The sequence below is a fragment of the Ferruginibacter albus genome (genome assembly GCF_020042285.1).
Lineage (GTDB): Bacteria > Bacteroidota > Bacteroidia > Chitinophagales > Chitinophagaceae > Ferruginibacter > Ferruginibacter albus.
In genome coordinates this window covers 991906-1006048 of record NZ_CP083388.1, presented here as the reverse complement: position 1 = coordinate 1006048, position 14143 = coordinate 991906, and the positions used below count along the sequence as shown (strand labels likewise).

Sequence of the window (14143 nt, the reverse complement as noted above, 5' to 3'; positions counted from 1 at the left end):
GTAGATGGATTTGTTTTAACCTTAAATACTTTATAATAAAAAAGGGTTGGCTATTACTGCCAACCCTCTCTTATAATATACGGTTTTTCTAGTTTACTTTCATTAACACTAATGACTTGCTTAGCTTGTTTTCTAATTTAACATTGATAATGTAATTACCAATTCTTAAAGCAGACGCATTCGGCAATATAATATCAGAAACTTGTTTTCCGGTTCCTTTAACAATAGTACCCTGGTAAACCAATCTACCATTTATATCGAACAATGATATTGCGGCTTTGCCTGCAGTAGCATCGTTCAATTCTACTGTTAATTTATTGGTGAACAATGTTGGATATACATTCGCATCCACAGTAGCTCTTTCAATAGCTGCATTTACATCAGCCACCGGAACAGCCGCCCTGTTCAACACTACAGGAACAAACGTTGATGCATCATCATACGATTCGATCATGAACGCACTGGTAAATGTATATGGATAACCGGCTTCTGTATTGATATCAACATACAATTCACCGTCTGCACTTGGTGTTAAGTTATCCAGGTAAACAATTTTAGTACTGTTGTTATAGCTGTTCAACTGAACCTTTTTACCATTGCAGCTATAGTTACCAAAGAAGTATCCGTAGTTGATCGCACTACCGAAAATACCGATACGATATTTTTTACGAACGTCTAAGTTGTCGAATTTAACTTCAGATGTTTGTCCGGCATCTGTCCAGTAATTGCTGGTCATTACGTTTGCAGGCAATACACCTGTTGTTGAAGTAGAACCGGCAAAGCCTGCACCATTCAATTCTTTGGTAATGATCATTTCAACACCGCTGTTCAAGCCGGTATTATCTAATAAATTGCTGAACGTTGCCCCTTCGGTAGATGGACCGTTGGTATTGTTCCATGGAGCTGCCTGGTTTTGTGCTGCATTAAAGTTCAGGTTGATCAACACTGTTTTGTTCGACAAGATCTTAGTAGCAATATTTGAATAGTTACTGGCGATAGCGCCGTTCATAGCTCTTACTTTAAAGTAGTATCTCGTGTTAGATGCTAATCCTGTTACTGTATAGGTAGTAGCATTCTGACCGGTAGTTGTTACCAACGTATAAGGACCGGCAGGTGCAGTAGCACGGTAAACCTGGAATCCTGATTCACTATCACTTCTGTCGCTCCATGTTAATTTTACTTTGCTGCTGTCCAAGATCGATTCAGCAAATAAATTGAACGGACGAACAGGAGTAGTAGATGCATTGTATTCGTGTATCTGCATACCATTCAGTGTCATGTATCTTGCAGAAGCTGCCTTGGTACAAGTGATCAAAATAGCACCTGATGCCGTTGGTGTTAAGCCATTCAAATAAGGCATTGCATTGCTGTTATACATTCCGTTGAAGGTAATGGTCTTGCCGCCGCTTGCATACGTAGCAGTTGCATCATCACCTGCATCCAAACTGCTCACGAAACCTACATCGTATTTCTTAGCAGGATTCAAGCCGTCTATTTCTACTACACGTGGAGTGTTATCATCCACTTCAATATTACCCAACAATACATTATCCGGAGCAATACCACTGTTGTCTCCTGTTATCATACCAAAGCTCAGGTTGTTTACCCATGCATTATTTAATTTAATGCTGAAGCCGGTATTGTTATTTGCATCGTCCGTTAAGTTGCTTAAAGGATTGTTTGCAAAAGGATATGATAAGTAATTGTTCCATGGCTTAGCCTGTGGTTTTGCATTTTGTGCATCAAACTTGATATACACTGTGCGAAGTGAGCTATCGATCACGTTCACATTAAATGTATCGGCAACGCTTGCACCAAAATTATCCGTAACCTTCACCACTACATTTTTGTAACCACCCAGGTCATCAACACTTGGAGTGAAAGTTATCTTACCCGTTCCGTTACCCAATGCCTGGTAAGTAGCAAACGATGGCAATCCTGTAACAGATGTTACCAATGTATTGCTTGCATCATCTGTAGCAGTGATGTTCAATACGGTGCTTGCACCACCTTTCAATTGCACATCAGCAAGAGCAGGTAATACAGGTGCTTTATTAATAGTTGTTGCAGATACTGCTGCTGTTAAGCCCGATGAACCATATTGGTTGGTAGCTTCCAGCTTATAGTAGTAAGTAGCATTGCCTTGTACAGTTGCATCTGTATACGTAGTATCATTTGCATTGGCTGCACCGGCATTCAATACAGTGTAAGGTCCGTTTGCATCTGTTGCACGTGATACTAAATAATTGTTTTCGTTATATGCAACATCTTTCCAGCGCAATTGAACATTACCGCTGCTTAATACCTGTGCAGTAAGGTTTGTTGGTAACGCAGGTGCAGTAAAGTCATCAAATTGTTTTTCGATCACAATAGTATTTACCATGCCGTAAGGTGTGTTCACATCTTTGCTCATAGTAACAGCTATTGTACCTGAAGCATCAGGACTTTGACTGCTGAATGTTGCTGTTGTTTGTAAGTTATAATTTGTATAGATCGATTTAGATACTCCGTTGATCGTAAATATGGTTGTTCCGTTTGGACCCGCTCCCTGCCATGTAGAACCTGAATAGAAAGTAAGGTTGTACTTAGAAGCCGGAGTTAATCCTGTAACGTTGAAGGTAATTGTTTCAGGAGCACCATATGCACCAAACCAGAAGTAGTCTGCAATAGCAGCATCAGGATAAACACCTGAATTATTACCGGTTGAGTTGCTTGCATTACCTGCATTCCATGGAGTTCCTAAGAATTGTAAACCAACGGTAGTTGTTTGACCTAAGCTGTTTTTCAAGCCGGTTGTTGTAACACCGCTGATATTATTCCATGGTGCCGGTGCATTAGGCGTAGTATAACGCATGTCCGTATAGATCTTTTCTGAAGGTGGCGCTACATCTGTTACAGTTACTGTAAAGGTTGTAGTTGCAACACCTCCTGCACCATCAGTAACGGTAGCAGTTATTGCATATGTACCTGCAGTTGCATAATTAGGATTAAAGCTGATAGTTGCAGCACCATTGGTAGTAGCCCCTATGCTTGCAAACGCAGGAGCAGAAGTTAACGACCAAACCAATGAAGCATTGCCATCAACATCTGTTGCACTTACCGGTACAGTTAATGCACTTCCTTCTGCTACTGTTTGATTAGCAACGGCGCTTGGAGCCGGTACATAATTCGCATTTACGGTTAAAGTAAATGTTGTTGTATCAGCACCTGAATGGTTATCATTTGCAATGATGGAAATAGCATAAGTGCCATTTGCACTTGCAGTAGCAGGATTTATTTGTAAAGTAGCAGTTCCGTTTGCACCCGGAGTAAATGTAGCAAATGAAGGCACACTTACTGTAGTGAAGGTGATCGGATCTGCATCTGCATCTGCAGCACTGATATTAATAGTAGTAGAAGTGCCGTATCTAACAGCAAAGCTGTTGATATCTGTAATTACAGGTCTATTGTTCAATGTTACTGTTCCTGCATTTGCAGTAAATGCCGAAGCACCACCAACACCGATCGCTCTTACTTTATAGTAGTAATTGGTGTTAGCAAACAGGTTACTGTCTGCATAAGAAGTAACTCCTGCATTCAATGTTGCAGCTAGTTTAAAGCTGGTAGCATTTACTACTGAACGATAGATCTCAAATCCTGTTTCGTTATTGCTGTTATCTGTAAATGATAAATTGATCTTTGTTGATGATACCGCTTGTGCATTTAATGCAGAAGGTGCTGTTGGTACAGCAGGTAATGCTAATGTAGTGCCCGCTGTATACGTACCATTCTTTAATGCAGTGATATCCGCAGTGTTTAATGCTTCACCGATGATTTCCAGATCATCGATCAAACCACCGTAGTTGGTAGAAGATGTGCTTGAGTTAAATGCGTTTGCACCATTGGTAGCACCTACACGTGAACCCACTGTTGAAGCACCTACAGAAGAAATACCTAAGCTGGTAGTTGCTTTCAACACTCCATTCAAATATAATTGTAATGAATTTACATTATACACTACTACTACATGGTTCCATCCGTTGCTTACCCAATTTGCATTGGTAGCAACAGTATTCACAACTGCTGTATAACGGTTACTGTTACCTGCAATTCCTGCCTGTAATGCACCGCTGTTGAAACGTAATGCCAACCCATTATCAGCGCCGCCTAATTCATAAACGATCTTATTGGCGGCAGCAATGGTAGCAGCAGTAGGTTTGATCCAAACACTTACTGTACGTGTTGTGTAGCTATCGCTTGGGAAAGTAGTGCCATTGTTTATATTAGCGTATTGTGAGCTTCCGTTCAATGAAACAGCATTAGCCCCTTCTACTTTATCAGTAGAATAAGTTGGGCTGCCGCTTCCTGTAAGCGTATATCCGTTATTGGTAGCATCGGTCAGGTCATTATTGAACAACCACGCTGCCTTTAAATTACTTACATAATCAGAAGCTCCATTATTATTAATAGCTCTTATCTTATACCAGTATTGTGTAACAGGTGATAATCCTACTGAATCAACAAAGCTGGTTGCATTAGCTGCAGTTGTTCCAATTGGAATATAAATACCTAAACGACTTGTAGAACGTGATACTTCAAATCCTGTTTCGTTATTACTGTTATCTGTCCAACCAACGTTAATGCTATTGTAAGCAGTTGGAGTTATTGTAATAGCGCTTGGTTTAGCAGGAGCTGCACCCGGTGTTACTGCATCACTAAATGCATTGTCCGGTATCAACTGGCGTGCAATAGAAGATGATTTCCAGTAAACCTGTATGCTGCCACCGCCTGTTGCATTAAAGTATGCAATGGCAATTGGGTATATACCTGCAGATAATGTAATAGTACCTGTTTTTGAACCGGCACTATGTGCACCATCATTATTTACAACCGGTGTTGCAGAATAACTGTATTGACCGATGTATAATTTACTTCCGTCATCTGAATTGGTTTCAAATGTATATGTTCCGGCAGCAGGTATTTTAATAAATCCCTGCCACAAAAAGCCGAAGTTGGTTGATTGTGTTGCAGGAGCTAACGTTACGTTTGCTGTTGTACCTGTTGAGAAAGGAAGTAATGCATTGAAGTCAGGTAAAGAAGTCCAGGCTCCTTGATAATATTCATAAGTAAGCCCTGACAACGCAGCCGGCGCAGAAACCTGGTTGCTGGCAGGTGATAAATTACCTGTAAGGTCTCTTGCTTTTACTGTGAACGCATACGTTTGTAATGCTGTTAAGTTTGCAACCGTAAAGGTTGTATTAGAAGTTGAGTAAACTTTTGTTCCGTTTACATAGATATCATATTTGTAAACACCTACATCATCCGATGATTCACCCCATGATAAAGAAACTGTACTGCGTGTGGTACCGGTTACTGTTAAATTGGTAGGTGCGGTAGGTGCAGTAACATCCGATTTAGTAGTAACACTTATTTCATTGCTTACTGCAGATGCGCCGTTATTATTTATTGCACGAACGATGTAATAATATTTTGTATTTGGAGTTAAGCCTGTTTCCAAATCTGTTAATACATCGGCGCCTGTAATAGCAACCATTTTATAATTGCTGCCCGATGTAGTGCTTCTGTATACTTCAAAAGCAGTTTCGTTATAAGCAGGATTAGGATTATTACTCCAATCCAATTCAACAGAAGTGCTGGATAATGCCAATGCAGTTAAGTTAGTTGCTTTGTCAGGAGCATTTGCACCGCTTGCTGAAATAACAGAATACACAGGAGAGAAATTACTGCTGCAACCATATTGTTCTGTCACTCTTACTTTATATTGACCAACTGCTGCATTATAAATAGCGCTTGTACCAACTACCACATCACCATTATCTACTTTATGCCATTCATAACTTGCATATGTATTTGGAACTGTAATAGGAACAGTAGTGCTGCCATCAGGAGCAGGTAACACATTACTTGCTAAACCACTTACTTGTATTGGTGGTGTTACCGTAGCTGTTTTTTGAGAAATGATAACCGGTATTGGAGACCATGCCGACCAGGCACCGGTAGCTGTTCTTCTGAATCTTGCCTGGTATTTACCGTATGCCGTTACTTGTAACGTATTAGAAGTCGCTGAATTGATCACAACACTGTCTTTTCTCCATTGATATGCGTTGAAGCCGGCTTGTATGCCTAACTTAACATTGATAGGATCGCTTGCACAGAATTGTGTACGTTGAAAATATACTAATGGATTTGCTTTGTGTGCTGCATTTAAGAACGGATAATAACTTGCTTCAGCCCATAAAGGATCCCAGGTGCTGTGTGCAGAGTTTGGATAAAATCCGTGTATGATATAACCACCTTTGCTGGTGAAAGAATCTATTACTGTTTGTGCCAGGTCCGGTGAAGGATCATTATCCAATCCACCATTTGTTTCCCAAATTGGTAATGTGATACCATTTGACATATATGGTATGTCATCTTTTTTTGCTGCAGAGATGGTTACCAATGCCGCAGTTTTTTGCATATAAGTGCTGCTCTGCATCAGATCCCAACAAGCCTGTCCACCGCCGGACAACCCTTCAAAGATCACCCTGTCAGCATCTGCTTTGTTATATTTTATCAAAGAATCCACTATGTTGTATAACAGTGGAGTATAAGGTTGTAACCAGCCGCTTGTACTTTGCGGGTATATTAAGAAACCATCAAAACTTCCATTATCTACTGCCTGGGCATGTAACTGCCCGCCATGTAATAATTGTAACTCATTATCGTAAATAGTGCCTAACTCTCCCAAGCCGTGTAAGAACACATACACAGGATATATTTTTCCATCGGCAGTACCCGTATATGATTTAGGAAACTTAAGACGGAAAGCCATACCATTATAATAGTAAGACTTATACCCATTGGCATAAGTGCCCCATGTATAGGTTTTTGTATGCCCCCATTTGGCAACTTTGCCATAAGCCGGTGCTGCCGGTTTATTTGAAGCTGTAAATACCTGGTCAGCATCAGAAGGGTCAAAAACTCCAGCCTGTGCTTTAGCAGAGTAATTAGCAAAACACATTGCGGCAAAGGCAAGTAGAGTAAATAAAAATTTTTTCATTTTAATGGTTTAAATAATTAATCACGAATTAATTCAAAGGCAATTTGCAAGGAATGTGAATTCTTGAGGCGATTCGTTAACTGTTGTGTTGTAAACAGGAATTGGAAGTGATGTAATTCAGTATTGGGATGATTTCTCTAGGAGGTATTAGACCTATAATGTCTACAATGAGGGATTAAAGATGGCGTAAAAATATACAAATAATTTAAAAAGCCAAAATATTGATTAATAAATATCAAAAAATAATTCTACTTATTCACATTGTCATGAAAAAATATTAATAACAAAATTCTTTTTACACTTATTTTTGAAAGCATGTTACTGCTGAAACTATTTTTCTGGATATCGCTTTTTATTGTTTTTTATAGCTACATCGGCTATGGCATTGTGCTTTGGATATATCTTAAAATCATATCCTTATTTAAGAAAAAGAAAGCTATTCCTGCTGAAAAAGCTTTTGAACCTGAAGTTACCTTAATAGTAGCCACTTATAACGAAGAAGCTTTCATCCGCAAAAAAATTGAGAACACCTTTGCATTGAATTATCCTGTGGATAAATTAAAATTATTATTTGTTGCAGATGGATCAAACGATAAAACGCCGGACATTATAAAAGAATATCCTTCCATTACATTATTATATAAACCGGAACGGGAAGGAAAAATTGCTGCTGTAAACCGTGCCATACCATATGTAACCACACCCTACATCATATTTTCCGATGCCAATACTTTACTAAATACGGATTGTGTAAGAGAAATCATCAAGCATTACCAAAATGAAAACATTGGAGCCGTTGCAGGAGAAAAGAAGGTGGTGGATGCTTCTGAAAAACAAAATGCAGCAGGCGCCGGTGAAGGTTTATACTGGAAATATGAATCTTTTTTAAAAAAGCTGGATGCCGAGTTTTACACTGTTGTGGGCGCTGCCGGAGAATTATTTTCTGTACGGACAGCTCTTTATGAGCACGTGCCCGGCAATGTGCTGCTGGATGATTTCATCATTTCATTAAGAATATGTCAGAAAGGATACAAGGTTATGTATGAACCCCGGGCATTTGCTACAGAAGCCCCTTCCATGACCATGAAAGATGAACAAAAAAGAAAGATCCGAATAAGCGCGGGCGGGTTTCAGTCGGTGATGATGCTTAAAGACCTGCTTAATATTTTTAAATATGGTAAGCTCTCCTTTCAATATATTTCGCATCGGGTATTGCGCTGGTGTGTGTGCCCGTTCTTATTGCCGCTGATATTTATTTTTAATATTCTTCTATATATTCATCATGCCGGTATTGTATATACAGCCCTGTTAGCAGCACAATGCCTGTTTTATGTGGCTGCCACAACAGGCTGGTTAATGGCTTTGCGCAACACTAAAATTAAAGCGCTGTATGTTCCGTATTATTTTGTTTTTATGAATGTTGCCTTATACCTGGGTTTAGGCAGATTCTTAAATAAAAAGCAAACGGTGTTGTGGGAAAAAGCTAACCGGAAGGTATAAACGCAGTTAAGATTATTTTTTGGCTTCTATATCTTTTTTATTTTTTTTATGATAAATATCAACATAAATTTTTATCTATAGCATACTTACAATCACCTGTCTGCAATAAAAAAAATCAATTTTTTCAATAATCTTTTTTCTTTAATTCGTGGTTGTTTTTTAATAATTTTCTGATATTTATCAAGATAAATTTTGAATTTTAAAAAATGGAGACTATTTTTACGTTGATTATCAATATACCCCCTCTCACAAAGTTCAATCCTTGATCACCCTTTAAACGAGTCCTTTACGCTAAACTTGTCAGCATTATAAGTGTATAAAACACTTCCATCATCCACAAAACCGCTTAGACAGTTGAGTTTTATGCCTTCTGTATTTCTTTAACCCTATGTAATGCCTTTTTAAAGACAGATTGAAAACTTAAAATTTCGAACGTAGTTTATGAAAAGGTCAATTTTAGCAATCGATGGAAGTAAACCATTAAGATATTTGATCACCACGCTATTCGCCGAAAAGTTTTTGGTACATGCGGTAGAAGACAACTTTAAGGCAATACAAATGATCAACACAGGATTTGATCCTGACTTAATAGTAATAGATATTCCTGGTATCGGTTCCGAGAACCTGGAAATGCTGGAACACATTAGTACAAGTTCAATTTTTAAAAATGTACATGTAATAGTGCTTTCGGCAGAAAATGATGAAGAGCTTAAGAACGTTTGCATGGAATTAGGTGCAAATGATTTTTTAACCAAGCCATTTGATCCGGTTTATTTATATAATAAAACAGAACAGTTATTATCTAAAGGACGACCCGATGTAATACATCAAAAAAGAAAATTGTTTAACAATTTGAATATGTTCTAACCCGAACAACCAACTATCCTCTAAACCTCCGCATTTCCTGCATCCTATTCGATCTATCCTCATCCCTTGAGAAGACGGCCGCACGAATTTTTAACCATAAACTCATGTGTTATGTTAGTGAATAATGAAGCAGGAGCTACTACTATTGAAACTACGGATGTAAAAAAATCTTTTTTGTACATAGGTAATGCATTAAGCAAAACTAAAAAATGCTTATCGCTGTACAACGAATCATATATTTCTAAAAATCTTTTTACTGCCCGGGAATTTTTATCGGAAGGCAAAATAAGCAGCAGGGAATTGCCTGATCTTATCATCCTGGATATACCTTACAACAGTAAGGATATAGCTGAATTTACTTCCTGGATAAAAGCATCATTCGAAACAAGGATCCCGGTGATCTATAATGAATCATACATTCCGGTTCAACATTTAAATGAAATAAAATCGTTGCGCCAGATAGATGATGTGGTTAAAATAGAAAGCTATTGCACACGCTTGCACGAAAAGGCAAAGTTTTTGAAAAAAGCCAATGCTTATTTAACAAAACCTGTCGTGCACGAAAAATTTCATAAAGAATTAGATACGTTTAAATTAAGCAACGCAAAAACACATATCGGAAAAAGGATCTTTGATATTGCTGTTTCCTTGATTGCTATATTATTTTTCTTACCATTATTTATCATTATCGCTATTGCGATCAGAATTGAATCGAGAGGACCTATATTTTATAGTGCCAGCAGAGCAGGTCGCGGATTTAAGATCTTTAAATTTTATAAATTCCGTACCATGATCCCGGATGCGGATAAAAAATTAAGTGAATTAGCCGGGCAAAATCAATATGAAACAACAGAAAATGCACCATCGTTTTTTAAGTTAAAAAATGATCCACGTATAACAAAGATTGGAACATTTTTACGCAATACAAGCTTAGATGAACTTCCGCAGTTGTTCAATGTATTAAAAGGAGATATGAGCATTGTTGGCAATCGTCCTTTACCATTGTACGAGGGCATTACCCTTACCACCAATGAATGGTCAGAACGTTTTATGGCACCCGCAGGTATTACCGGCTTATGGCAGGTATCTAAAAGAGGTAAAGAAGAAATGAGCGTGGAAGAAAGAATGGCGCTGGATATTGATTATGCAAGAAACCACAGCTTACGGGTTGACCTCATGATAATGTTGAAGACTCCTACTGCGCTTTTCCAAAAATCAAATGTTTAAGTTTGCACTAAAAGCAATTTAACATGACTGCTGTGCAAACAACAGAGCCGTTAATATCTATTATTACGCTCAACTGGAACCAGACTGCTGTTACCTGCGATTTTTTGGAAAGTACCCGTAATCTGCTTTACAAAAATTACGAAATATTGGTTTGCGATATGGCATCCGATATTGATCCAACTGAACAAATTTCAGCAGGCAATTATCCTAATACTAAATTATTATTGGCCGGTAAAAACTTAGGTTTCGCCGGAGGTAATAATTGGGGAATGAAACAAGCGAAAGGCGATTATATATTTATAGTGAACAATGATACAGAAGTTACTCCTGATCTGTTAAATGTTTTATTAGAGCCCTTTTTAATTGATAAAAGCATTGGAGTTACTTGTCCTAAGATCCGTTACTTCAGTCATCCTAACGTAATTCAATATGCAGGTTTTAATCCCATGAACTTATACACGGGAAGAACAACTGCAATTGGAGATAAAGAAGAAGACAAAGGACAATATGATACAAGCCGCTACACGTACGGCGCTCATGGTTGTGCCATGATGGTAAGTAAAGATGTGATAGATAAAGTAGGAATGTTCCCTGATAATTTTTTTGTTTACTATGAAGAATGGGATTGGAGCAGCAGGATATTAAAAGCAGGTTATACTATTTATTACCAGGCAAAAGGATTGATCTATCATAAAGAGTCTCTTTCAGTAGGAAAGAACAGTCCTTTAAAAGTGTATTATTTAAGCAGAAACAGAATTTTATATATGCGCCGCAACACTAACTTTTTACAGTTCATGGCGTTTCTGTTTTGCTTTACTTTTTTGGCAATGCCAAAAGCAATTATAAGTTATATCGTTCGCAGGCAATTTGTTTTTTTAAAAGCATATTTAAAAGGAGTTTCCTGGAACCTTACAAGATCCAAATATTCTACAGCATAACCGCATTTGAATTAAATTTGAAAACATAGAACGCTGATCTTATAGATTATTATGACTTCTTAAGAAAGTCCTTAAAGATCATCAACATCATAATGACCTGCGTTCGATCACTAAAACACAACAAATGACAATTGGCATAGAAGCTCAACGTTTATTTCGTCGTAAAAAACACGGCATGGAAATAGTTGCGTTGGAAATTATTCGCCAATTGCAAAAGATAGACACTACTAATAAATATATTGTTCTTGCAAAGAATGATGAAGATGATCAATGTATTGAAGCAACCAATAATTTTTCCATTCATAAAATACCCGATTCATCTTACCCAATTTGGGAACAACAAAAATTACCTGCAATAGTAAATAAGATCAAGCCTGATCTATTACACTGCACAGCCAACACAGCTCCATTATTTTGTAAAGTGCCAATGGTGATAACCATACACGATGTTATTTACATGGAATCGGTAAATTTTTCCGGTTCATCGTATCAAAACTTTGGCAATCTGTACAGAAGATTCATTGTACCTCGTGTGGCAAAAAAAGCGAAGCTCGTAATCACAGTATCGGAATACGAGAAAAAAGTTATTGCTGACAGATTGAAATTAGCAGAAGAAAAAATCAGAGTAGTTTATAATGCTGTTAATCCTCAATTTAATGTAATAACAGATAACGATACGCTGTCCCGTTTTAAGATCCAATACAAACTTCCTGAAAAATTCATTCTTCATTTTGCCAATACAGCACCTAAAAAAAATACCATCGGTGTATTAAAAGCGTATAGCAAATATGTAGCTTCAAACAAAGATAGCTTGCCATTAGTATTAACGGATTGCAAAAGAGAATACATCACCAACTGGCTGAATGAGATCGGCGATCCAACCCTTATCAATAAAATACAAGTATTGGATTACGTGGTTTTTAATGATGTACCGTTTTTGTACAACCTGGCTACTGTATTTTTATATCCATCGCACAGGGAAAGCTTTGGTATGCCGGTAATTGAAGCAATGGCATGCGGCACGCCGGTGATCACATCTAATACCTCTGCCCTGCCTGAAATTGCCGGCGGAGCAGCTTTATTGGTAGATCCGGCTAATGCGGATGAAATTTTTTCGGGAATTGAGCGTTTATTAAGCGATCCATTGCTGTACGGCAACCAAAAGGAAAAAGGCTTTTTAAACGCAGCCCGGTTTACCTGGAAAGAAGCAGCCGAAAAAACATTGAGTATTTATAAAGAACTTAGTGTTACTTAACGATGCTCAGTGGTCAGAGCAATAGCTCAGTCCCGCTAGTAAAACAAAAAAGAATGCTTTTGAAATTAGTATATATTGTTTGGATATTATTTCAATTATTCCTGGCAGCACAATTAGTGTTTCCATTCCTGTCTTATTTACTATACTTAATTAAAGGAAAAAAAACTCCGCAGGCGATCGATGACAAATTACCGGATTATGCGATCATATTAACAGCCTACAAAGACACTGGTAATATTCCTTTTGTTTTACAATCTTTATTAAAACTAGATTACGATAAGTATTTGATCTATGTAGTAGCAGATGATTGTAAAGAAGTAACTCCATTTCCTCCCGACCCCAGAGTAATTTTATTACAGCCTGAACAGGTGTTGGCAAGCCAGGCACGTTCGCATTTTTATGCAATGGATAACTTTAAAAGAAAGCACGATATCATTACCATCATTGACAGTGATAATTTAGTTGAACCGAATTACCTGCATGAGATGAACGTATATTTTAATGCGGGATACAAAGCGGTGCAAGGCGTACGTGCAGCTAAAAACCTGGATACCATCTATGCCTGCATTGATGCTACCAACGAATTATATTATTTGTTTTACGATAGAAAAGTTTTATTCAACATCGGTTCTTCTTCTATGCTTTCCGGCTCAGGAATGGCATTTGATGTTGACTTGTACAGACAATGTTTGGAGCATGATCCTGCAGTTGCCGGAGCTGATGAAAAACTACGCAAACAGATAGAAGCAAGAAGAAAAGATATTTTAGAATGCGGCTGGGGTTTTGATAAGATATTGCAGAAAGAGATTTTATTACAAGACCTTCGCATTGCTTTTGCAGAAAACGTGTTGGTATATGATGAAAAGATTGCTAAATCGGAACAATTGGTTAAGCAACGTGCAAGATGGAATAAATCGTGGTTTCGCTTTTACAAATTCGGCTTTGCTGTTTTAGGCAGAGGATTGATGCGATTTAACTTCAATCAGATAGTATATGGGTTTATGCTGATACGCCCACCAATGTTCATCTCATTAATATTGGCTGCATTGATCGCTATTGCAAATATTTTTATTAGTATAAGTGCAACGTTTATCTGGTGCGGTATATTAGCCGTTTTTGTTGCAGGATTTTTTATCGCACTGCTAAACTCAAAAACAGATAAGCGCATTTACCAGGCTTTGATACACATCCCGAAATTTGTTTTCTTACAGGTGTTGTCTTTATTAAAACTAAGAAATGCAAGAAAACATGTGGCTACACAACATTCTTATCACAAAGAAATAGAACAGGTAAAAGGTTAGTTAATTAATGCTC

Annotated in this window: 7 protein-coding genes; 6 read left to right on the top strand and 1 reads right to left on the bottom strand. The window is 37.8% G+C overall.

Annotated features, from left to right (window positions below; translation table 11 throughout):
- Positions 1-88: 88 nt before the first annotated feature.
- Positions 89-7042, bottom strand: coding sequence for a fibronectin type III domain-containing protein (locus tag K9M53_RS04475; protein WP_224018401.1), 6954 nt, complete (start codon positions 7040-7042; stop codon positions 89-91).
- A 315-nt stretch (positions 7043-7357) separates the two neighbouring features.
- Here K9M53_RS04475 and K9M53_RS04470 point away from each other — a divergent pair, with 315 nt between their 5' ends.
- From K9M53_RS04470 to K9M53_RS04445, 6 genes are all read left to right on the top strand, one after another.
- Positions 7358-8542 (top strand): glycosyltransferase family 2 protein, encoded by a 1185-nt coding sequence (locus K9M53_RS04470; protein WP_224018399.1) that lies wholly within the window; start codon positions 7358-7360, stop codon positions 8540-8542.
- A gap of 441 nt (positions 8543-8983) precedes the next feature.
- Positions 8984-9409, top strand: coding sequence for a response regulator (locus tag K9M53_RS04465; protein ID WP_224018397.1), 426 nt, complete (start codon positions 8984-8986; stop codon positions 9407-9409).
- Positions 9410-9520: 111 nt separating this feature from the next.
- Complete coding sequence (locus K9M53_RS04460) at positions 9521-10636, top strand: sugar transferase (RefSeq protein ID WP_224018395.1); 1116 nt, start codon at positions 9521-9523, stop codon at positions 10634-10636.
- Positions 10637-10659: 23 nt separating this feature from the next.
- On the top strand, positions 10660-11574 hold the full coding sequence (locus K9M53_RS04455; protein WP_224018394.1) for a glycosyltransferase family 2 protein: 915 nt from the start codon (positions 10660-10662) through the stop codon (positions 11572-11574).
- Positions 11575-11698: 124 nt separating this feature from the next.
- Positions 11699-12829 (top strand): glycosyltransferase family 4 protein, encoded by a 1131-nt coding sequence (locus K9M53_RS04450; protein WP_224018393.1) that lies wholly within the window; start codon positions 11699-11701, stop codon positions 12827-12829.
- 53 nt (positions 12830-12882) lie between these two features.
- Positions 12883-14130, top strand: a complete 1248-nt coding sequence (locus K9M53_RS04445; RefSeq protein ID WP_224018392.1) for a glycosyltransferase — start codon at positions 12883-12885, stop codon at positions 14128-14130.
- The last annotated feature ends 13 nt before the right edge of the window (positions 14131-14143 follow it).